Genomic DNA, 21942 nt, shown 5'->3' with positions numbered 1-21942 from the left:
TCAGTCCTGATCGATCTTGCGTTCGACCTTGAGCGGCGGCGCCCATGCCGGCTGGGCGGCGTCCTGGGCGTCGGTGGTGAGGCCCGGCACGCCCGGCGGGTTGCCGAGCATCGGGAAGCCGAGCTTCTCGCGCGAGTCGTAGTAAGCCTGCGCGACGAGACGCGACAGCGCGCGGATGCGGCCGATGTACGCCGCGCGTTCCGTGACCGAGATCGCGCCGCGCGCGTCGAGCAGGTTGAACGTGTGGCCGGCCTTCAGCACGAGCTCGTACGCGGGCAGCGCGAGCTGCGCGTCGATCATCTTCTTCGCTTCCGCTTCGTAGCTGTTGAAGAACGTGAACAGCAGGTCGACGTTCGCGTGCTCGAAGTTGTAGGTCGACTGCTCGACCTCGTTCTGGTGGTAGACGTCGCCGTACGACAGGCGGCGCAGCTCGGGGCCGTTCGGGCCTTGCTCTTCCCATTCGGTCCACACGAGGTCGTACACGTTCTCGACCTTCTGCAGGTACATCGCGAGGCGCTCGAGGCCGTACGTGATCTCGCCGAGCACCGGCTTGCAGTCGAGGCCGCCGACCTGCTGGAAATACGTGAACTGCGTGACTTCCATGCCGTTCAGCCACACTTCCCAGCCGAGGCCCCACGCGCCGAGCGTCGGGTTCTCCCAGTCGTCTTCCACGAAGCGCACGTCGTTCTGCTTCAGGTCGAAGCCGAGCGCTTCCAGCGAGCCGAGGTAGAGATCGAGGATGTTTTCCGGCGCCGGCTTGAGCACGACCTGGTACTGGTAGTAATGCTGCAGGCGGTTCGGGTTCTCGCCGTAGCGGCCGTCCTTCGGGCGGCGCGACGGCTGCACGTAGGCGGCGCGCCATGGCTCCGGGCCGACCGCGCGCAGGAACGTGTGGACGTGCGACGTGCCCGCGCCGACTTCCATGTCGATGGGCTGGAGCAGGGCGCAACCCTGCTTGTCCCAGTAGGACTGCAGCGTCAGGATGATTTGCTGAAACGTAAGCATGAAGAGCCTTCGTGGCGCTGGCGCTCCGTTGCGGGCGGCGCTCCGGGCGGGGCCCGGAGGGTCGGCTCGCGCGGCGGCGCGGCTTGTTAGTGTGCTGAAACGTGCAATTTTACCGGATCGGCGGCCGGATGCGGCCGGAACGCGGACGAAGGGGGCGTCGGCGGTGTTTCGGGCGAGCCGTGCGCGGCCTGTGCGTGGGTCGTCGATGCGCGCGGTGCGCTCGCGCGCGGTGTCGCGATGCGCTGCTCGCTCCGCCTGCCGCGCCGCTTTGCGCGGGCGTTAAGATGCGCGTATTGCGGCGCGCGCGACGCCTGCCGCGCGACCGATTGCCCACTCCGGACCGCATGGACGATTCGAACGACCTCCTCATTCCGCTGATGCCGCCGCTGCTTGCGCTGCTCGGGCAGGCCGCCGACGCGCACGCGCGCGGCGAGCGCGACGCGCATGCGCTCTGGCTCGCCGCCGCCGGCCATCTGCACGCCGTCGACATGGCCGCGCTCGCGCAGCTTACCGCGGCGCTCGTCGCACGGCAGCGTGGCGCCGACGCGCTCGCGCTGGCCGAATGCGCGCTGCGCGTGCATCCGGGCGCCGGCGCGAGTTTCAATCATGGCTATGCGCTGCAGATGCTCGGCCGTCACGCCGACGCCGTCGCGTCGTACCGCGCCGCCTATGCGCTCGATCCGGGCTGGCCGTCGCTGCGCAACAACCTGGCGATCGCGCTGCGGCTGTCGGGCGGCGACCGCAACGAAGAAATCGCGCTGCTCGACGCGGCCGTGGCGGCCGACCCGCACGACGTGCAGGTGTGGACCAACCTGGTCGTCGCGCGGCTCGCGACGCAGGACCTCGACGGCGCGCTCGCGTGCGCGGCGCGGCTCGCGGAGATCGCGCCCGACAATGCGCTCGCGCAGAACAACATCGCGATGGCGATGAAGGAGGCGCAACGCTGGGACGACGCCGAGCGCCATGCGGCGCGCGCGTGCGAGCTGGCGCCCGATGACGCGTCGTTCCGTTTCAACCTCGCGATCATCCAGCTCGTGCGCGGCAACTACGCGGCCGGCTGGCGCGGCCACGAGGCGCGCTGGGACGGCGCCGGCGAGCTGCGCGGCCGCCGGCCGGTGCTGCCCGGCCCGCGCTGGCAGGGCGAGCCGCTCGCGGGCAAGACGCTGCTCGTCTGGGGCGAGCAGGGGCTCGGCGACGTGCTGCAGTTCGCGCGCTTCGTCGCGCCGCTCGCCGAGCGCGTGCACCGCGAGGGCGGCCGGCTCGCGTGGAACACGTTTCCGCAGGTGGGCACGCTGATGCGGCGCAGCCTCGGCGCGCACGCGGATGCGTTCAGCGCGGGCGGCGGCGTCGACGCGCTGCCGGCGTTCGACTACGAAGTGCCGCTGATCGGCCTGCCGTTGATGCTCGGGATGGAGACGTCGACGCTCGGCGCGGCGGTGCCGTACCTGCATGCCGATCCGCGCGCGCGCGACGCATGGCGAGCGCGGCTCGCGGGCGACGGCCAGCTGAAGGTCGGGCTCGTATGGACGGGCAGCGCGGGGCACCAGCGCAATCCGTTGCGGCGCGTCGGGCTCGAGCGTTATGCCGATGCGTTGCGCGGTGTCGACGGCGTCGCGTTTTACTCGCTGCAGCCGGGCGCGGACGCGGATGTCGCCGCGGCGCGCGCGGCCGGTTTCGCGATCGAGGACTTCACCGCCGAACTCGAGAGTTTCGACGATACGGCCGCGTTCATCGGCGCGCTGGATCTGGTGATCACGGTGTGCACATCGGTCGCGCACCTGTCGGGCGCGCTCGGCGCACGCACCTGGGTGCTGCTCGACGTGAATCCGCACTGGCCCTGGCTGCTCGAACGCACCGACAGCCCGTGGTATCCGACCGCGACGCTGTACCGGCAGCCGACGTTCGGCGCATGGGCGCCGGTGCTGGAAGCGCTCGGGCGGGATCTGCGCGGCCTGGCCGCGGCCGCGCAGCGGCCGGCCTGAACGGCTGGCCGGCGCGACGTCGCGCGTCGTTGCTTCCTGCGCGCGGCTTGCCGGGGTGTCGTGCGGACTCGGCCTCGTGCGCCGAACGTCGGCGGGCGGGGCGGTCCGCATGCCGCATCGACGGCGGCGGCCGCGCCGCGCCGCGCGCGCCGGCCGCCCGATGCGTCAGGCGTTCCGGTCTCCGCCGGCCTTCGCGCCGTTGCGGCGACGCAGGCCCGGCCCGAACGTGAAGCCGAACGCGAGCAGCACCAGCGACACCGCGAGCACGATGTTGTTGCCGCTCGTCACGTACGGCGTGAAGCCGCTCGTGCCTTCGATCCGCACATCGAGCGAGCCGATCGTAAACGGCTTGAGCTGGCCGAGCACGCGGCCGCGCGCGTCGATCGCGGCGGTCATCCCGGTATTGGTCGAGCGCAGCATCGGCCGGCCCGTTTCGAGCGCGCGCATCCGCGCGATCTGCAGGTGCTGGTCGAGTGCGATCGTGTCGCCGAACCACGCGAGGTTCGTCACGTTGACGAGCACGCCGGGCGGCTGCGGATTGTCGCGGATCGTCGCGGCGATTTCCTCGCCGAACAAGTCCTCGTAGCAGATGTCGGCCATCACCGGCTGGTTGTGCACGAGGAACGGCTTCTGCACCGGCGCGCCGCGCGCGAAGTCGCCGAGCGGCATCTTCATCAGGTCGACGAACCACCGGAAGCCCCACGGGATGAACTCGCCGAAGGGCACGAGATGGTGCTTGTCGTAGTGATAGATGTCGCGCGAGTGCGGCGTCACGCCGTACAGGCTGTTCGTGTAGTCGACGTAGTGGCCGTCCGGCGTGACCGATGCGCCGACCGCGCCGAACAGCACGGCCGAGCCGGTCGTGTCGCTGAACTTGCGGATCGCGACGGCGAACGGTTCGGGCAGCTCCTGGATCATCACCGCGATCGCGGTCTCCGGCGTGACGATCAGGTCGGCCGGTTTCTCGACGATCATCTGCGTGTACATCTTGATCGCCGCGTCGATGCCTTCCTGCTCGAACTTGATGTCCTGCTTCACGTTGCCCTGCAGCAGCCGCACCGTGAGCGGCGCGTTCGCGGGCACGGTCCACGCGGCCTGCGACAGCGCGATGCCGGCCGCGACGAGCGCGACGGCGATGCCGGCCGGCGCGGCGATGCGCACGCGCGCGTTGCCGGCGGCGCTGTTTTCGGATGCGGGCGCCCGGCGCGCGGCGACGAGCGCCTGCACGACCAGCGCGGCGAACAGCGCGAGCACCCAGGCGATGCCGTACACGCCGACGACCGGCGCGAAGCCCGCGAACGGACCGTCGACCTGCGGATAGCCGCTCGCGAGCCACGGGAAGCCGGTGAATACGGTGCCGCGCAGCCATTCGCCGAGCGCCCAGGCGCTCGCGAACGCAAACGCGCCGTGCCAGGTCGGCGAGAACGGCCGCGGATCGGGTTCGCGGCGATGCCATGCATGGCCTGCGCAGAACGACCAGAGCCCCGCCGAGAACGCCGGGTACAGCGACAGGTAGAGCGAGAACAGCACCAGCGCGCCGCCCGCGAGCGGTGCGGCCATCTCGCCGTACACGTGCATGCTGATGTAGAGCCACCAGATGCCGCTGATGAAGTTGCCGAAGCCGAACGCGCCGCCGGTGAGCGCGGCGCCGCGCCAGCTCGACGTGCGCGTCAGCTGCGCGAAAAACCAGACGAATACGACGAGTTGCAGCCAGCCGCCGTGCGGGGTCGGTGCGAAGCTGAGCGTATTGGCCGCGCCGGCGAGCAGCGCGGCCGGATAGTGCCAGCGCGGCAGCGTGCGGCCGGGCGCCGGCGCGAGAAGACCGCCAGCCGGGCGGGACGGGATCGGATCGTCCATGTGAAGCAAAAGAGGGCGAGCGGTTGAAGGAGACGCGACCGGCGCGAGACGGTCAGTCCTCGTGCGAGGTTTCGGCGCGGCGGCTCGCGAGGGGGTTGCGGCGCACCAGCAGCACGTGGACCTGGCGCGCATCGCCGCGCTGGATCTCGAACACGAGGTTGCCGAGCTGCAGCTTCTCGCCGCGGTGCGGCACGCGGCCGAAATGATGGGTGATCAGCCCGCCGATCGTGTCGACCTCGTCGTCGGGGAAGTCGGTGCCGAACGCCTCGTTGAACTGTTCGATCTCGGTGAGCGCGCGCACGCGGAAGCGGCCGTCGGGCCCCGAGATGATGTTGCCGGCTTCCTCGTCGAAGTCGTATTCGTCCTCGATGTCGCCGACGATCTGTTCGAGCACGTCCTCGATCGTGATCAGGCCCGCGACGCCGCCGTATTCGTCGACGACGATCGCGAGGTGGTTGCGGTTCACGCGGAAGTCGTGCAGCAGCACGTTCAGGCGCTTCGATTCGGGAATGAACACGGCGGGGCGCAGCATCCCGCGCACGTCGAATTCCTCTTCGGCGTAGAAGCGCAGCAGGTCCTTCGCGAGCAGCACGCCGATCACGTTGTCGCGGTTCTCCTCGTACACGGGGTAGCGCGAGTGCGCCTTCTCGAGGACGAACGGGATGAAGTCTTCAGGCTTGTCGGCGATGTTGATCGCGTCCATCTGCGCGCGCGGCACCATGATGTCGCGCGCGCACAGGTCGGACACCTGGAACACGCCTTCGATCATCGACAGCGAATCGGCGTCGATCAGGTTGCGTTCGTGGGCGTCCTGGAGGATTTCCAGCAGCTCGGACCGGGATTCCGGCTCGGGCGAGATGAAGTCGGTCAGGCGCTCGAGCAGCGAGCGCTTTTCTTGCGGTTTGTCGGTGAGCTTACGACTGGGATACGAATCGTTCATGGTGGTGCGCCCGGGTCATGCCGGGGCGCGCGGTCACGGAGTAGGCAAGGATACACCAAGGGCATGGCGCGGCCGTGTCACACCGGCCGTCCGGCCAGGGGCAGGCGGCGCGCGCGAGCCCCGCTCGGGAACGGCCGCGCCGGGCGCGACGCCGTCCTGTGTATCCATCCTATCTCAGAAAGGGGCGGCGGGGCACGGCGGCAAAAAAAGCGGAGGCGACCGGCCGGCCGGTCGGCGTCGGCGGCATTTCGTCGCGTGCAGGGCGCGCCGGGCGGGCGCTCGGACCCTCAGAAGCGCATGCCGGCGGAACAGCCGCCGGCGGCCGCGCCGTTGGTCGCGGCGCCGCCGCAACCGAACATGCCGCAGCCGGACAGTGCGACGCTCGTGGCGACGAGCAGCGCGGCCAGCATGACGCGCGATCTGCGTGACGGGTTCATCGGCGCGGATTCTCCTTCGAACGCACGGGGGCGGCGGCCGGTGTGGCGCAAGCCGGCCGGTCGGGCATCACCGGCATCGCGCGAGCAGCCCTTCCAGCGCGCGGTCGGGGATGCCGCTCGCGCGCAGCGCGTCCACGGTGCGGCTCACGTAGTCGAGCGTCGTGCCGTAGCGGCCGGCCGCGCAGCTGAACACTTCCTTCACGACGGGGTCGGTCAGCTTGCCGGTGTAGGTGGGCACGTCGCGGCGCATCACGAATGCCAGCGCGTTCACGCGTTCGCCGGTCTCGAGCGTGCACGGCAGCCACGCGGGCCGGTACGACCCCATCGGCATTTCGCGTTTCCACAACGTCTCGAGATGCGGCTGCGCAGTCGGGCCCGCGAGCCGGAACGCGATGCCCGAGCACGAGCCGCCGCGATCGAGCGCGAGCACGAGGCCCGGACGTTCGGGCGTGCCGCGGTTCACGCGCGACCACAGGTAGAGCCCGCGATGGTAGCCGTGCACCTTGCCGCGCACGGCGGCGATGGTCGGCAGCCCGGGGTTCCAGATCAGCGAGCCATAGCCGAACAGCCAGAGATCCTGCCGGCCGTCCCAGTCGCGCATCGTGTGCGCGAGCGACGCCGCGAGTTCGTCTTCCGTCAGCAGCCGTCCCTCGCCGATCGACGGCGGGTAGGCGGGCGGCAGCATCGCGGCGTGGTGCATGGTGCGGACGGCTTTTACTGGTACGGGTTCGGGAAGCCCAGCTTCGCGAGGATGTCGACTTCAAGCGCTTCCATTTCGGCGGCGTCCTCGTCGCTCGTCTCGTGATCGTAGCCCTGCGCGTGCAGCGCGCCGTGCACCAGCAGGTGCGCGTAATGGGCGATGAGCGGCTTGCCCTGTTCGTGCGCTTCCTTCTCGACGACCGGGCAGCACAGCACGAGGTCGCCGATCACGGTGCCGTCGGGCGCCGGGTCGTACGCGAAGGTCAGCACGTTGGTCGGGTAGTCCTTGTGGCGGTAGCCGGCGTTCAGCGTTTGGCCTTCTTCGTTGCCGACGAAGCGCACGGTGAGCTGCGCGTTCGCGAACAGCGCCGGCTCGAGCCATTCGGCGATCAGCTTGCGTTTCGGCAGCGTCTTGCGGATGTCGGCGGTGATCTCGTCACCGTACTGCACGGACAGGTCGAGCTCCAGCTCGCGCAGCTCGTCCGCCATTTCCGCGATTTCCTCGTCGCGCGGCGCGGGTTCGGCACCCACGTGCAGCGTCACGCTGTCGTAGTGCTCGGGCTGCAGCGCGAGCTTCGCGCGCATCGCCGGATCGTTGTGCTGCGCGACGATCGCGACGGCTGCCTCGCCCGAGCTGCCCGACAGGTCGAACATCAGGCTGCGGCCGTCCGGGAAGTCGATTCGAAGCCCTTGCGCGTTGACGGTCCGGGCCTTGCCCTTCGCATCGAACAGCGAAAGACGCGGGGAATCGGGCGCGGCGGACTGGTCGCGCCCGGACTTGCGAGAACGGGAAGATTTCATGACGGGTGCGGCGATTGGAACGCGTTGAGGATACACCAAACGGCCGATCGCTCCCGAATTCGAACCGGCCGCGCGCGGGCGAAAAAATGCCCGGCGCGCCGTCGGGCGGGCCGGGCCGTCGGCCGGTGCGGCGCGCTGGCGCAGCCGGCTTCCTACGCGTCCTTGTGCTGCGCGTGGAAGTCGTCGTACGCCTCGACGATGCGCGCGACGAGCGGATGGCGCACGACGTCGGCGCTCGTGAAGCGCGTGAGCGCGATGCCGCGCACGCCGCCGAGCACCTGCTGCGCCTCGACGAGGCCGCTCTTGTGCCCGCGCGGCAGGTCGACCTGGCTCGTGTCGCCGGTGACGACGGCCTTCGAGCCGAAACCGATCCGCGTGAGGAACATCTTCATCTGCTCGGGCGTCGTGTTCTGCGCCTCGTCGAGGATGATGAACGCGTGGTTCAGCGTGCGGCCGCGCATGTAGGCGAGCGGCGCGATCTCGATCATCTGGCGCTCGAACATCTTCGCGGTCTTGTCGAAGCCGAGCAGGTCGTACAGCGCGTCGTACAGCGGCCGCAGGTACGGGTCGACCTTCTGCGCGAGATCGCCCGGCAGGAAGCCGAGCCGCTCGCCGGCCTCGACGGCCGGGCGCGTCAGCACGATCCGCTTGACCTGGTCGCGCTCGAGCGCATCGACCGCGCACGCGACCGCGAGGTAGGTCTTGCCGGTGCCGGCCGGCCCGATGCCGAACGTCACGTCGTGCTGCAGGATCTGCTTCAGGTATTCGCGCTGCGCGGGCGTGCGGCCGCGCAGGTCGGCGCGCCGCGTGTAGAGCTTCGGCGCGGGTTCTTCGTCCGGCATTTCCGCGTCGAGCTGCGCGACGGGCTCGTCGAACGGATGGTCCGGATCGCCGCGAAAGCGCACGTCGAGCGTGTCCTGGCGGCCGTTGCCGGACGTGTGGCGCACTTCGACCAGCGCGAGCTGGATATCGTCGACCGACAGCGGATCGCGCGCGCGGTTGTAGAAGTTCTCGAGCGCCGCGAGCGCGAGCTTCGCGCCGCGGCCGCGGATCGTGATCCGGTGGCCGCGCCGCGCGAGCGTGACGTCGAGCGCCTGTTCGATCTGCCGCAGGTTCTCGTCGAGCGGGCCGCAGAGGTTGGCGAGGCGCGCGTTGTCGTCGCGCGGCGCGGTGAATTCCAGTGCTTGGACGGTCTTCAAAGTAGCGTCGGGCTCCTGTGGAACGTCAGTCGGTCAGTGGGTGGCCGCGCTCGCGTCGTCGCTCACGAGCAGCAGCTCGCCGCGCAGCGAGTGCGGGTACGCATGGTTGATCTTCACGTCGATCATCTGGCCGATCAGGCGCGGGTGCGACGCGAGCGGCGCCGGGAAATTCACGACCCGGTTGTTCTCGGTGCGGCCCGACAGTTCGTTCGGGTCCTTGCGCGACGGGCCCTCGACGAGGATCCGCTCGACCTTCCCGACCATCGACTGGCTGATGCGCGCGACGTTTTCCTCGATGGTCGCCTGCAGATGTTGCAGGCGTTTGAGCTTGACCTCGCGCGGCGTGTCGTCGTGCAGGTTCGCGGCCGGCGTGCCGGGGCGCGGGCTGTAGATGAACGAGAAGCTGGTGTCGTAGCTCATCTCGTGCACGAGCGCCATCATCTTGTCGAAATCCTCTTCGGTCTCGCCGGGGAAGCCGACGATCATGTCGGTCGACAGCGACAGGTCCGGGCGGATCGCGCGCAGCTTGCGGATCACCGACTTGTATTCGAGCACCGTGTAGCCGCGCTTCATCGCCATCAGGATGCGGTCGGAGCCGTGCTGGACCGGCAGGTGCAGGTGGCTCACGAGCTTCGGCACCTTCGCGTAGGTGTCGATCAGGCGCTGCGTGAATTCCTTCGGATGAGACGTCGTGTAGCGGATCCGTTCGATGCCGGGGATGTCGGCGACGTATTCGATCAGCGTCGCGAAATCGGCGATTTCGGACGAGCCGGCCGCCAGCGCGCCGCGGTAGGCGTTCACGTTCTGGCCGAGCAGCGTGACTTCGCGCACGCCCTGGTCGGCGAGGCCGGCCACTTCGGTCAGCACGTCGTCGAGCGGGCGCGACACTTCATCGCCGCGCGTGTACGGCACGACGCAGTAGCTGCAGTACTTCGAGCAGCCTTCCATGATCGACACGAACGCGCTCGGCCCCTCGACGCGCGCGGGCGGCAGGTGGTCGAACTTCTCGATCTCGGGGAACGTGATGTCGACCTGCGCGCGGCCGCTCGCACGGCGCGCGTCGATCATCTGCGGCAGGCGGTGCAGGGTTTGCGGGCCGAACACGAGGTCGACGTACGGCGCGCGCGACACGATCGACGCGCCTTCCTGGCTGGCGACGCAGCCGCCGACGCCGATCAGCAGGCCCGGCTTCGCTTCCTTCAGCTCGCGCACGCGGCCGAGATCGGAGAACACCTTTTCCTGCGCCTTCTCACGCACCGAGCACGTGTTGAACAGGATGATGTCCGCGTCTTCCGGGGTATCGGTCTTTTCGAGGCCTTCGGCCGCATTGAGCACGTCCACCATCTTGTCCGAGTCGTACTCGTTCATCTGGCAGCCGAAGGTCTTTACGTAAACTTTCTTGGTCATGGGGATTCGCCGTTCGCAGTGGTTGACCTGGGGGCGTCGTCAAGGGTGAATCGGGACGGCTGCTGCGATGCAGCGGCGCGTGCCGGTGCCGCGTGGCGGACCGGGGCGCGCAGCGCGCGTCGGGCGAGCCTCTCGCGCAACGCGTGAACGCGTGAAAAGCCGTCGGGAAAGCCTTCCATTATAGCTTTACGCGCCGTGCCGGGCGGGCGGCGGGTTGCGGCCGCGCGACGCCTTTCGTTGCATTCCGACCCTGATATGACGGCGCGGCAGCCGTCAGCGGCACGCGTTCAGCAGGTCGTCCAGCGCCGCTTCCTCGCGCGCGAAGCGTTCGGCGAGGAAGTCGAGCAGCACGCGCACGCGCGGCGCCATGTAGCGCTTGCTGTGATAGATCGCGTGCAGCGGCGCGTCCTGGTGCCGCCAGTCGGGCAGCAGCACGCGCAGCCGGCCGGCGCGCACGTCGTCGGCGATGTCCCACAGCGACTTCAGCGCGATGCCGTGGCCGCGCAGCGTCCATTCGCGGGTCAAGCCGCCATCGTTGGTCTCGAACGCGGTCGATACCGGCACCGTGTGGGTCTGCACCTCGTCGCCGCGCGTGAAGCGCCACGTGTTCATCGGGCCCGACGCGATCGTGATCACGTTGCAGGGAAAGCGGGCCAGATCGTGCGGGTCGGCCGGCACGCCGTGGCGCTCGACGAACGACGGCGCCGCGCACAGCACGCGCCGGTTCGCGGCGAGCCGGCGCGCGATCAGCGCGCCGTCGGGCGGGGCGGCGAAGCGGATTGCGAGGTCGATCTCGTCCTGCCACAGGTTCGACGCCGAATCGGACGCCGTCAGCGAGAACGTGACGCCCGGGTGCAGCGTGGTGAATTCGTCGAGCCAGTCGAGCAGCTGGTTGCGGCCGAAATCGGACGTCGACGACAGCCGCACCTTGCCGGCCACCACGTTGCGGCCTTCCTGCAGCAGCGCGTGCGCGTCGTCGAGCGCCTGCAGCGCCTGCCGGCAGCAGTTCAGGTAGAGCCGGCCTTCGTCGGTGAGCCGCAGCTGCCGCGTGGAGCGCTCGAACAGCCGCGTCGCGACCTTCGCCTCGAGCTTCGCAAGGCGCGCGCTCGCGGCGGCCGGCGTGAGGTTCAGCTTGCGCCCGGCCGCGGACAGGCTGCCCAGTTCGGCCGCCTCGACGAACAGCCGGATGTCGCCCAGTCGATCCATCGGATTTCCCAGAAATTTTTGAAAATGGTTCAAATGCCACGCCAATTATCAAAGATAGGCGTATTCGGGACAATGCGCGCAGATCCCGCCTTTTGTGCGGTGCGGCACCGACCGGGCGCCGCGTCCGCCGCCCTTTCGGAGAACGTCATGCCCATTCCGCTCCTGGCGCTCGCGATCAGCGCCTTCGCCATCGGCACCACCGAATTCATCATCATGGGCCTGTTGCCCGAAGTCGCGCACGACCTCGCCGTGTCGCTGCCGTCGGCCGGGCTGCTGGTCACCGGCTACGCGCTCGGCGTCGCGGCCGGCGCGCCGCTGCTCGCGGTGCTGACGAGCCGCATGCCGCGCAAGGCCGCGCTGCAGCTGCTGATGGCGATCTTCATCGTCGGCAACGTGCTGTGCGCGACCGCGTCCGGCTACGCGATGCTGATGGTCGCGCGCGTCGTCACGTCGTTCGCGCACGGCTCGTTCTTCGGGATCGGCGCCGTGGTCGCCGCGTCGCTCGTGCCGGCCGACAAGCGCGCGAGCGCGATCGCGCTGATGTTCACGGGCCTCACGCTGTCGAACGTGCTCGGCGTGCCGTTCGGCACGTTCGTCGGCCAGCTGCTCGGCTGGCGCGCGTCGTTCTGGATCGTCGCCGCGCTCGGCGTGCTGTCGCTCGGCGGCGTCGCGCTGCTGGTGCCGAACCGCCACGACAGCGGGCCCGTCGGCCTCGGCCACGAAGTGCGCGTGCTGAAGGAGCCGCAGGTCTGGCTCGCGCTGCTGATGACCGTGCTCGGCTTCGGCGGCGTGTTCGTCGTGTTCACGTATATCGCGCCGATCCTCGAAACCGTCACCGGCTATTCGCCGCGCGCGGTCGCGTTGATCCTCGTGCTGTTCGGCGCGGGGCTGACGGTTGGCAACACGCTCGGCGGCAAGCTCGCCGATCGCGCGCTGATGCCGTCGCTGATCGCGATCCTGGTCGCGCTGATGGCCGTGATGGCCGTGTTCGCGAAGACGAGCCACCTGCCGGTCGCGGCCGCGGTGACCGTGTTCGTATGGGGAATCGCCGCGTTCGCGACGGTGCCGCCGCTGCAGGCGCGCGTCGTCGAGAAGGCCGCGAGCGCGCCGCATCTCGCGTCGACGCTGAACATCGGCGCGTTCAACGTCGGTAATGCCGCCGGCGCGTGGCTCGGCGGCCTCGCGCTGGGGCACGGCTTCGCGCTCGACGCGCTGCCGTGGGTCGCCGTCGCGGTGACGTTCGCGGCGCTCGTCGTCACGTGGCTCGCGATGCGGCTCGATGCGCGCGCGCCGGCGCGCGGCGCCGCACCGGCCGCGCATTGATGGTGCATCGGGCGGCGGTGCACCGGCGCTATGGCGACAGGAAAAGGTTCGCGAGAAACGCATTCCTCCGCGATGCTGATAACGGTGTGAAGATAACTTCGTTTGCCGGGTCGGGGCCGGGTGATAGCGTCTCGATACGCGCCGTTCGTGGCGCAACCCGATTCCGATTCAGGCTTACCCCATTCGCAGGGCCGCGCGGCGGCCCGGAGGCCATGCTATGTCTTCACCCCTTGCGCTGGTGCGCGACGTGTCTTCCTTCGAATCCGGCAATGCCGTCGACGCGCGGACGTCCGCGTCGCTCGACGTCCTCGAGCAGGTCGTCGGCGTGAACCTCGCGCGCCTGCGCGCCGAGCGGCAGCTGTCGCTCGATGCGCTCGCGCGGCTGTCCGGCGTGTCGCGCGCGATGCTCGCGCAGATCGAATCCGCGCGCAGCGTGCCGTCGATCAAGGTGCTCTGCAAGATCGCCGCGGCGCTCAAGGTATCGGTCGCCGCATTCCTGCGCCGTCACGCGGTGAACGGCTTCGAGCACCTGGCGGCCGAGCGCGCGGCGCGCGTCGTCAGCTCGAACGGCCGCTTCTCGGCGCGTGCGCTGTATCCTGAAGGTGAACCGGCCGCGGCAGAGTTCCACGAGCTGCGGATCGCGCCGCTGCACACGGAGCCCGGCACGCGCCGCGCGCCCGGCACGACGGTCAACCTGGTCGTCAGCGAGGGCACGCTCGAAGTCAGCGTGCACGATCGCCGCCAGTTGCTCGCGACCGGCGACGCAATCGTGTTCGACGCCGACCAGCCGTACAGCCTGCGCAATCCCGGCGACAGCGAGGCGCGCGCGTTCCGCGTGACGGTGAGCCCCGAGGTGCCGCCGCGCTGGCTCGTGCCCGACGCCGCGCACGCGGCCGGCTGAGCGCGCGGGCGGGTCGCCGGGCCGGCGCCGGTTCCATCGGGACGCGCGCAGGCCCGGTGTCGGCCGTTCGGACGATGCCGTTAGACGGCGTCGTCAGTAAGGTTTTAGGTGTGGTTCGCTGCGCGGTGCGCGCAGCTGATGTATGCTTGGCCGGCCGTTCCACGGGGAGATCCCCGTGGCCGGTAATCAGTGCGTCTTCAGGGCGGGGCGAAATTCCCCACCGGCGGTAGGCTGGCGAAAGCCGGCGAGCCCGCGAGCGCCCGCGCATTTGCGCGGGGTCAGCAGATCTGGTCGAATGCCAGAGCCGACGGTCATAGTCCGGATGAGAGAAGATGTGCAGATAGTCATGTCCGTCAGGGCCGCTTTGCCGTCTGTGCGAAGCGGGTTGTCGTTCTGTCTGTTTGCAATGCCCTGAAACGTTTTTCGCCCAAATCGTAATCGCGAGGAGCGTTTCACATGTCCTTCAAGTCCGTTTCGTCGGCACCTGCCGACGCCTTTGCCGATCTCCCGTTGCTGGATTCCGAACCGGTGCCGCCGCGCATCGCCGCCGCACTCGACGCGTTGCGCGCGGGCCGCGCGGTCGTGTTGCAGGACGATCACGACCGGGAAAACGAGGCCGACCTGATCGTCGCCGCCGAACGCATCACGCCCGAGACGATGGCGCTCCTGATCCGAGAGTGCAGCGGCATCGTGTGCCTGTGCCTGACCGACGACAAGGTCCGCGCGCTCGAGCTGCCGCCGATGGTGCAGACCAACGAGAGCCGCAACGGCACCGCGTTCACCGTGTCGATCGAGGCGCGCGAAGGCGTGCATACCGGCGTGTCCGCGGCCGACCGCGTGACGACGATCCGCGCGGCGATCGCCGACGATGCGAAGCCGTACGACATCGTGCGCCCCGGCCACGTGTTTCCGTTGCGCGCGCAACCGGGCGGCGTGCTGGCGCGCCGCGGCCACACCGAAGGGACGGTCGACCTGTCGATCCTCGCGGGGCTGAAGCCGGCGGGCGTGCTGTGCGAGCTGATGAATCCCGACGGCACGATGACGCGCGGCGACGACGTCGAGCGTTTCGCGCAGCAGCACGGGCTGCCGATGCTGACGATCGCGGAGCTCGTCGAATTCCGCGAAGCGCTGGCGGCCGCGCGCGAGCGCTGCTGCGAGCCGGCCTGAGGGCCGGCATGGCGGGCGCACCGTGGCGCCCGCGGGTACGGCGTGCGCAGCGAGCCGCACGCCGGTGATGTCGCTCCGGCGCGGCGGTCGGTCAGGACTGCACGTCGCCGAATTCGCCGCGCAGGCCGGCCGCGACGAGCGCCGGCAGTTCATCCATCCTGCGCATGATCCGCGTGATGCCCATCGCGCGCAGCGCGTCCGCGTAGTTGTCGGGGATGTGGCTCGCGCCGACGAACGCGATCGTCTTCATGCCCGCCGCGCGCGCGGCGTTCAGGCCCGACACGCTGTCCTCGACGACGATGCAGCGCGCCGGCGCGACGCCAAGCGTGCGCGCCGCATGCAGGTACACGTCGGGGTAGGGCTTCGGCCGCGCGACCTGCTCGGAGCTGAACACGCGCTCGCCGAAGATTTCGGTGAGCGACGCGCGCTTCAGCGAACTGCGCACGCGCACGAGCCGGCTGTTCGACACCACCGCGGCCGGCAGGCCGACCTTCAGCAACGCGTCGCGCACGCCGGTGATCGGCGCGAGCGATTGCGCGAGACCGGTTTCGATGTTGCGCTCGACGGTCTCGATGAAGTTGTCCGGCATCCGGATGCCGAAATGCGCTTCGAGCCCCGCGAGAAAGCGCGACGTCTGCTGGCCGAACGCGGACTTCGCGGCGGCTTCGAAATCGAGGTGCGGGAAGGTGGCGGACAGCGTTTCGAGCAGCACGCGGTCGGCAATGACTTCGCTGTCGACGAGCACGCCGTCGCAGTCGCAGATAAGGTGATCGAGCATGATGGTGAAGAAGCGGGGTGTCGGCGACGCCGATCATGCCGCCATGATACGTGCTTTCGCGGCTGCGCCGTGCGGCGCGAGTGCCCGGTCACGATGACGCACCTCGTTGACGGAGGCGTCGTCGCGGCGCGGGCGGCGCGAGCGCGGCGGACTCGTCGTCGATCACCGTTCCGACCCGCGAGCCCTTGCGTGTCGCGAAGCGTGGTCCCGGCGTCGAAGTCGTCCGGTATCGGCCACGGGCGATTCGCGGTGCCGGCGAAGCGACGATCGCGCGACGAAGTGAGTGGCCGGAAGCGCGCGGCAGGCCGTGCCGCGCGCAGGCTCGAGGTCGAATGACGGCGTGCTCAGGCCATCGCGTGCAGGCGCAGATACAGGCCGGCCGCCGCGGCGCCGCCGAGCAGCGGGCCGATCACCGGCACCCACGCATAGCGCCAGTCGCTGTCGCGCTTGCCGGGGATCGGCAGCAGCGCATGCATCAGGCGCGGCGACAGGTCGCGCGCCGGGCTCATCGCATAACCGGTCGGCCCGCCGAGCGAGATGCCGATGCCGAGCACGAGCAGGCCGACCGGCAGCGCGTCGAGCGCGCCGAGGCCGACCTGCGGCGACGCGAGATACAGCACGCCGAGGATCAGCACGAACGTGCAGATCGCTTCGGTCAGCACATTGTGCGTGGTGCTGCGGATCGCGGGCGCCGTGCAGAACACCGCGAGCTTCAGGTCCGCATCGACTTCCTTCGCGAAGTGCTGGCGATACGCGAGCCACACGAGCAAGGCGCCCGCCATCCCGCCGAGCATCTGCGCGAGGATGTAGCCGCCGACCTTCGACCACGCGAACTTGCCCGCGAGCGCGAGGCTGATCGTGACGATCGGGTTCAGGTGCGCGCCGCTGAACGATGCGGTCACGTAGACGGCGACGAACACGGCCATCGCCCAGCCCATCACGATCACGATCAGGTCCGCGCCCTTGCCCTTGGTCTTCGCCAGCAGCACGTTGGCGACCGCGCCGTTGCCGAGCAGCACGAGAATGGCGGTGCCGATGAATTCTGCAATATAAGGTGACATGTTTGTCTCTCGTAGGTCGCGGCGGACTCGCGCGTTGCGCGGTCCGCCGGTGTTGTTGTATTTCGTTCGGAGTTCTTGTGATTTCTGCCGCGGTGCTTACTGCACGTCGTCGGCCCACGCCTTCGCGGCGCGCACCGCGCGTTGCCAGCCAGCCATGCAGCGCTCGACCTGCTCCTTCGGCATCGACGGCGAGAAGCGGCGATCGAGCTGCCACTGGCTGCGCACTTCGTCGAGGTTCTTCCAGTAGCCGATCGCGAGGCCCGCGAGGTAGGCTGCGCCGAGCGCGGTCGTCTCGGTGATCTGCGGGCGCACCGCGTCGACGCCGAGCAGGTCGGCCTGGAACTGCATCAGCAGGTCGTTCGCGCTCGCGCCGCCGTCGACGCGCAGCTCGCCGATGCTGATGCCCGAGTCGGCTTCCATCGCGGCCAGCACGTCGAGCGACTGGTACGCGATCGCGTCGAGCGCCGCGCGCGCGAGGTGCGCGGACGTCGTGCCGCGCGTGACGCCGAACACCGAACCGCGCGCCCGTGCGTTCCAGTGCGGCGCGCCGAGGCCCGCGAACGCCGGCACGAGATAGACGCCGTCGGTATGCGGCACGCTCGCGGCGAGCGCTTCGATTTCGGCGGCCGTCTTGATGATGCCGACACCGTCGCGCAGCCACTGCACGACCGCGCCCGCGATGAAGATGCTGCCTTCGAGCGCGTACTGCACGTCGTCGCCGATCTGCCACGCGATCGTCGTGACGAGGTTGTTCTTCGACTCGATCGGCTTGTCGCCGGTGTTCATCATCAGGAAGCAGCCGGTGCCGTAGGTGTTCTTCACCATGCCCGACGTCGTGCACATCTGGCCGAACAGCGCCGCGTGCTGGTCGCCGGCGATCCCCGCGAGCGGGATCTTCGACGCGAACACCGTGGTTTTCGTATGGCCGTAGATTTCCGACGACGCCTTCACTTCCGGCAGCATGCTGCGCGGGATGTCGAGCAGCTCGAGCAGCTCGCTGTCCCACTCGCGCGTGTGGATGTTGAACAGCATCGTGCGCGACGCGTTCGTCACGTCGGTCACGTGCAGCTCGTGCTTCGTGAAGTTCCACACGAGCCAGCTGTCGACGGTGCCGAACGCGAGCTTGCCCTGGCGCGCCTTGTCGCGCGCGCCCGGCACGTTGTCGAGGATCCAGCGGATCTTGGTCGCGGAGAAGTACGAGTCGATCGGCAGACCGGTCTTCGCGCGCACCTTCGCCTCGAGGCCCTGTGCTTTCAGCGAATCGCAGAAGTCGGCGGTGCGGCGGTCCTGCCACACGATCGCGTTGTAGACGGGCTGGCCCGTCTCGCGATCCCAGACGATCGTCGTCTCGCGCTGATTGGTGATGCCGATCGCGGCGATCGACGTGCCGTTCAGGCCGGTGCGCGTGACGGCTTCGGCGGCGACACCCGCCTGCGTCGACCAGATTTCCTGCGGGTCGTGCTCGACCCAGCCGGGTTGCGGGTAGATCTGTTCGAATTCCTTCTGGGCGATCGATACGATGTTGCCCTGGCGATCGAACAGCATTGCGCGGGAGCTCGTCGTGCCCTGGTCAAGCGCGAGGATGTACTGATCCTGCATGTCTCTCATCTCCATCCGTGGATTGGCGTAGTTGTGATGCGCGCCGCATGTTACGCGGCGCGTCGGTGAATCAACGTCGGTCAGGCAACTGCAACTGCAAACGGATCACGCGTGCGGCGCGTGCGCGGCGGCGAACCACGCATCGACCGCGGCCGTCACCGCGTCGAGCGTGCCCGGCGCCACGTGCAGGCCGAGCTTCGAGCGGCGCCACAGCACGTCCTGCGCGCAGGTCGCCCATTCGACGTCGCGCAGGTAGCGCAGTTCGGCATCGTGGATGCCCGGGGCGATCTCGGCGCCGAGGTCGGCGAGCGACGTCGCGCCGTCCACCACGCGTTCCGCGCGCGTGCCGTACGCGCGCGCATAGCGGCGCGCAAGCGCGGCGGGCAGCCACGGATGGCGTTTCGCGAATGCGTCGGCGAACACGTCGAACTTCGCGTTCGCGATGTCGCCGCCCGGCAGCGGCGCGCCGGCCGTCCAGGTCTTCGCGTCGCGGCCGAGCGCGCGACACAGCAGGTCGGCGGCTTCCTCCGCGAGCTTGCGGAACGTCGTGATCTTGCCGCCGAACACCGACAGCAGCGGCGCGCCGGCGCCGTCGTCCATCTCGAGGCGATAGTCGCGCGTGACGGCCGACGCGTTCGCCGCGTTTTCGTCTTCCAGCAGCGGGCGCACGCCCGAATAGGTCCAGTGCACGTCGGCCGGCGAGATCTTGCGCTTGAAGTAGCGGTTGATCGAGTCGCACAGATACTGCGTCTCGTCGCGATCGATCGCGACCTTCGCGGGATCGTTCGTGTATTCGACGTCGGTCGTGCCGATCAGCGTGAAGTCGTGCTCGTACGGAATCGCGAAGATGATCCGCTTGTCCGGGTTCTGGAAGATGTATGCGTGGTCGTGATCGAACAGGCGCCGCGTGATGATGTGGCTGCCCTTCACGAGCCGCACGCTGTGCTGCGCGCCGCGACCGAGCGCGCCGTGCAGCACTTCGCCGACCCACGGGCCGGCCGCGTTCGCGACCGCGCGCGCGCGCACGACGCGGATCGAGCCGTCCGCGTGCCGCAGCCGCGCTTCCCATTCGTCGCCGTGGCGTTCCGCCGACACGAGTTTCGTGCGCGTGAGGATCTCGGCGCCGCGCTCCTTCGCATCGAGCGCGTTCAGCACGACGAGGCGCGCGTCGTCGACCCAGCCGTCCGAATACACGAAGCCGCGCTTGATCGAGTCGATCAGCGGCGCGCCGGCCGCGTGGCGGCGCATGTCGATGCCGCGGGAGCCGGGCAGCAGTTCGCGCTTCGCGAGGTGATCGTAGAGGAACAGGCCGATGCGGATCAGCCAGGCCGGCCGCAGGTTCGGCATGTGCGGCATCACGAAGCGCAGCGGCCACATGATGTGCGGCGCCGCGCGCAGCAGCGTCTCACGCTCCTGCAGCGCTTTGCGGACGAGTCCGAATTCGTTGTATTCGAGGTAGCGCAGGCCGCCGTGAATCAGCTTCGTGCTGGACGACGACGTGTGCGACGCGAGGTCGTCCTGCTCGCAGAGCAGGACCGACAGGCCGCGGCCGGCCGCATCGCGCGCGATGCCGGCGCCGTTGATGCCGCCGCCGACGACGAGCAGATCGTAGCGATTCGGTTGGGTCACCTGCTGTCCTTATCGTCTGATGGAAATGGACGAACATGAAATGTTCGAATTCGAAATTTAACGAACGAAATCGAAAAAGTAAAGTTCGAAAAAGCGGGGCCAGTAGCGCGTGGCGCGATCCCGGACGATACTGGCGCAATCGACCGTTTCGCGAGGTGAATCATGCGTATTGGGATGTGGGTCGGCGCGTGCGCCGTCGTCCTGGCGGGGTGCAGCGCCGGCACGCCGCCGCTTGCCGGCAACTGGCGGGCGCCGTCGTTCGTCGACCTGCAGACGTCGTGCGGCGGCACCGCGCGCGACTGGGGCGCGGACGCGCAGCCGGTCTATTCGACGCTGTACGACGCGTATGTGGCGAAACGGTATCGCGGGCTGACGCAGGCGAACTATTGCGCGTTCGTAAACGAACTTTCGGCGCACTATGCGGCGCCCGACGCGGCGGGGCGCGCCGGATGGGTCGCGTATTTCAACGGCGCGCGCGCGCAGGCCGTCAGCTGGCGGGCCGCGGTCGATCCGACGCTGCGCGGCGGCTGACGCCGGAACGCTGCGGGAGGCGGGAAAAGCGCGGGAAAAGCGGCGCGGCCGGAAATCCGGCCGGCGCGCTCAAGTCAGGAACAGCGGGACTTCAGGAATAGCGGCATTTGATGGATCGCAACGCGGCGTCGCCGGTTTCGGTCACGCAGTATTTGCGTCCCGATCCCAGCCCTTCCAGCCGCACGAGCTGCTGTTCGAGCAGCGCGTCGAGTTCATCGCGATCCATGTCCCCGTGATCGGGGGCATCCTTCACAAGCAGTAGCGTGGCGAATTCATGCGGACTCAGCATCGTTCTCTCCATGGCAATCGGTTTGCCCGCGCAGCCGGCGCAAACGCCGCTGCGCGATACCCGGCGGGGTATGGCTTGGGGGGAAAGCTGTATTCGCCGGCCTTCGGATTCGCACACGCCTTGGCACGGGCGGATCGCGCGAACGGGCCGGGGAACTGGAGTCTAGTCGAGCGCGCGGGCAACGACAAATCGTGCCCCGTTAATTTTCAGTTTGACAGGCACGCAAACCGCTAGCGGTTCAGCGGGCGCGCCAACTTCTTGATTTCACTTGAAGTTTCAGGTGCGGTGCAGCATCGCGCGGGTCATTCCGCGGGGTCATTCCGCGACGTACACCTGGGTGCCCGCGTTCGCCACCGCGTCGGCCATCTCCGGCGGCAGTGGCTTGTCGGTGAAGAGTGCATGAACCTGGCTCAGGTGGCCCTGGCGCACCAGCGCCGGACGGCCGACCTTCGAATGATCGGCGACGAGGTAGACCGTGCGCGCATGCTGCATGATCGCCTCGGCCACGCGCACCTCGCGCGTGTCGAAGTCGCGCAGCGTGCCGTCGGCCTCGATCGCCGACGTGCCGATGATCGCGTAGTCGACCTTGAACTGGCGGATGAAGTCGATCGCGAGCTCGCCGACGATGCCCTTGTCCCACGGCCGCACGATGCCGCCCGTGATCAGCACCTCGCAGTCGGGATAGCCGCTCATCATCGACGCGACGTTCAGGTTGTTCGTGATCACGTGCAGCCCGTGATGACGATTCAGTGCGCGCGCAACTTCCTCGGTCGTGGTGCCGAGATTGATGAACAGCGACGCCTGGTCGGGGATGTGCGACGCGGCGAGCGCCGCGATGCGCCGCTTCTCGTCATGGAACATCCGCTGGCGCGCGGTGTACGACACGTTTTCCGAGCTGGTCGGCAGGCTCGCGCCGCCGTGGTAGCGGCGCAGCAGGTTCAGGTCGGCGAGCCAGTTCACGTCGCGGCGGATCGTCTGCGGCGTGACCGCGAAGTGCGCGGCGAGATCGTCGACGGTCACGAAGCCGTCGCGCTGCACCCATTCGAGCAGTTCCTGCTGGCGCGCGTTGAGGGTGAGGCGGGGATCTCGGGTCATGGCTCGGCGGTCGGATCGTGAGGCGGAGCGGGTATT

The 21942-nt window shown here is 69.0% G+C and carries 20 protein-coding genes and 1 riboswitch; of the genes, 5 read left to right on the top strand and 15 right to left on the bottom strand.

The features are described from left to right. A complete protein-coding gene (glyQ, locus tag DIE04_RS09510) occupies window positions 1–1005 on the bottom strand; it encodes a glycine--tRNA ligase subunit alpha (RefSeq protein WP_080294533.1) in 1005 nt (334 codons plus the stop codon). 344 nt (window positions 1006–1349) lie between these two features. Between glyQ and DIE04_RS09505 the strand changes: the two genes are divergently transcribed. Further along, a complete protein-coding gene (locus DIE04_RS09505) occupies window positions 1350–2987 on the top strand; it encodes a tetratricopeptide repeat protein (protein ID WP_124521057.1) in 1638 nt (545 codons plus the stop codon). 165 nt (window positions 2988–3152) lie between these two features. Here the strand turns inward: DIE04_RS09505 and lnt are convergent, their stop codons facing one another. From lnt to DIE04_RS09470, 8 genes are all read right to left on the bottom strand, one after another. Next, on the bottom strand, window positions 3153–4844 hold the full coding sequence (gene lnt, locus DIE04_RS09500) for an apolipoprotein N-acyltransferase (protein ID WP_124521058.1): 1692 nt from the start codon (window positions 4842–4844) through the stop codon (window positions 3153–3155). 52 nt (window positions 4845–4896) lie between these two features. After that, the gene (locus DIE04_RS09495) at window positions 4897–5784 is read right to left on the bottom strand and encodes an HlyC/CorC family transporter (protein ID WP_044846806.1); all 888 of its coding nucleotides are present in this window, start codon (window positions 5782–5784) and stop codon (window positions 4897–4899) included. Between the two features lie 287 nt (window positions 5785–6071). Next, the gene (locus tag DIE04_RS29720; RefSeq protein ID WP_185500336.1) at window positions 6072–6221 is read right to left on the bottom strand and encodes a hypothetical protein; all 150 of its coding nucleotides are present in this window, start codon (window positions 6219–6221) and stop codon (window positions 6072–6074) included. Between the two features lie 67 nt (window positions 6222–6288). Further along, entirely contained in the window at window positions 6289–6921 is a 633-nt protein-coding gene (locus tag DIE04_RS09490; protein ID WP_124488627.1) for a gamma-glutamylcyclotransferase, read from the bottom strand. Between the two features lie 14 nt (window positions 6922–6935). Further along, window positions 6936–7721 carry an rRNA maturation RNase YbeY gene (gene ybeY / locus DIE04_RS09485; RefSeq protein WP_124521059.1) on the bottom strand — a complete coding sequence of 262 codons (786 nt, stop codon included), beginning with the start codon at window positions 7719–7721 and terminating at the stop codon, window positions 6936–6938. A 152-nt stretch (window positions 7722–7873) separates the two neighbouring features. After that, entirely contained in the window at window positions 7874–8920 is a 1047-nt protein-coding gene (locus tag DIE04_RS09480) for a PhoH family protein (protein WP_124488629.1), read from the bottom strand. 33 nt (window positions 8921–8953) lie between these two features. Then, on the bottom strand, window positions 8954–10327 hold the full coding sequence (gene miaB / locus DIE04_RS09475; RefSeq protein WP_124521061.1) for a tRNA (N6-isopentenyl adenosine(37)-C2)-methylthiotransferase MiaB: 1374 nt from the start codon (window positions 10325–10327) through the stop codon (window positions 8954–8956). Window positions 10328–10600: 273 nt separating this feature from the next. Beyond that, complete coding sequence (locus tag DIE04_RS09470) at window positions 10601–11533, bottom strand: LysR family transcriptional regulator (RefSeq protein WP_044846801.1); 933 nt, start codon at window positions 11531–11533, stop codon at window positions 10601–10603. A gap of 147 nt (window positions 11534–11680) precedes the next feature. On the opposite strand from DIE04_RS09470, the gene DIE04_RS09465 reads away from it, so the two are divergent. From DIE04_RS09465 to ribB, 3 genes are all read left to right on the top strand, one after another. Then, the gene (locus DIE04_RS09465) at window positions 11681–12856 is read left to right on the top strand and encodes an MFS transporter (RefSeq protein ID WP_124488631.1); all 1176 of its coding nucleotides are present in this window, start codon (window positions 11681–11683) and stop codon (window positions 12854–12856) included. A 217-nt stretch (window positions 12857–13073) separates the two neighbouring features. After that, complete coding sequence (locus DIE04_RS09460) at window positions 13074–13757, top strand: helix-turn-helix domain-containing protein (protein WP_044846799.1); 684 nt, start codon at window positions 13074–13076, stop codon at window positions 13755–13757. A gap of 189 nt (window positions 13758–13946) precedes the next feature. After that, a riboswitch (FMN riboswitch) is annotated at window positions 13947–14095 on the top strand. Window positions 14096–14213: 118 nt separating this feature from the next. Continuing rightward, window positions 14214–14924: a 3,4-dihydroxy-2-butanone-4-phosphate synthase gene (gene ribB, locus DIE04_RS09455; RefSeq protein WP_124488632.1), complete on the top strand. Its 711-nt coding sequence runs from the start codon at window positions 14214–14216 to the stop codon at window positions 14922–14924. A gap of 91 nt (window positions 14925–15015) precedes the next feature. On the opposite strand, the gene DIE04_RS09450 is transcribed toward ribB, so the two are convergent. The 4 genes from DIE04_RS09450 to glpD form a co-directional block, all read right to left on the bottom strand. Beyond that, complete coding sequence (locus DIE04_RS09450) at window positions 15016–15702, bottom strand: HAD family phosphatase (RefSeq protein ID WP_124488633.1); 687 nt, start codon at window positions 15700–15702, stop codon at window positions 15016–15018. Window positions 15703–16046: 344 nt separating this feature from the next. Next, window positions 16047–16763: an MIP/aquaporin family protein gene (locus DIE04_RS09445; protein ID WP_044846788.1), complete on the bottom strand. Its 717-nt coding sequence runs from the start codon at window positions 16761–16763 to the stop codon at window positions 16047–16049. A gap of 96 nt (window positions 16764–16859) precedes the next feature. Further along, window positions 16860–18362 (bottom strand): glycerol kinase GlpK, encoded by a 1503-nt coding sequence (gene glpK / locus DIE04_RS09440; RefSeq protein WP_124486895.1) that lies wholly within the window; start codon window positions 18360–18362, stop codon window positions 16860–16862. Window positions 18363–18467: 105 nt separating this feature from the next. Continuing rightward, window positions 18468–19991: a glycerol-3-phosphate dehydrogenase gene (glpD, locus tag DIE04_RS09435; protein ID WP_124486896.1), complete on the bottom strand. Its 1524-nt coding sequence runs from the start codon at window positions 19989–19991 to the stop codon at window positions 18468–18470. A gap of 162 nt (window positions 19992–20153) precedes the next feature. Between glpD and DIE04_RS09430 the strand changes: the two genes are divergently transcribed. Continuing rightward, window positions 20154–20522 carry a hypothetical protein gene (locus DIE04_RS09430; RefSeq protein ID WP_185500335.1) on the top strand — a complete coding sequence of 123 codons (369 nt, stop codon included), beginning with the start codon at window positions 20154–20156 and terminating at the stop codon, window positions 20520–20522. Window positions 20523–20613: 91 nt separating this feature from the next. On the opposite strand, the gene DIE04_RS09425 is transcribed toward DIE04_RS09430, so the two are convergent. Together DIE04_RS09425 and DIE04_RS09420 are read right to left on the bottom strand one after the other, a co-directional pair. Then, entirely contained in the window at window positions 20614–20811 is a 198-nt protein-coding gene (locus tag DIE04_RS09425; RefSeq protein ID WP_044846784.1) for a hypothetical protein, read from the bottom strand. A 315-nt stretch (window positions 20812–21126) separates the two neighbouring features. Continuing rightward, window positions 21127–21906, bottom strand: coding sequence for a DeoR/GlpR family DNA-binding transcription regulator (locus DIE04_RS09420; RefSeq protein ID WP_044846783.1), 780 nt, complete (start codon window positions 21904–21906; stop codon window positions 21127–21129). Between the last annotated feature and the right edge of the window lie 36 nt (window positions 21907–21942).

Origin of the sequence: Burkholderia sp. Bp8994, assembly GCF_003853805.1 — a bacterium.
Classification (GTDB): domain Bacteria; phylum Pseudomonadota; class Gammaproteobacteria; order Burkholderiales; family Burkholderiaceae; genus Burkholderia.
This window is presented reverse-complemented; position numbering and strand designations above follow the sequence as displayed.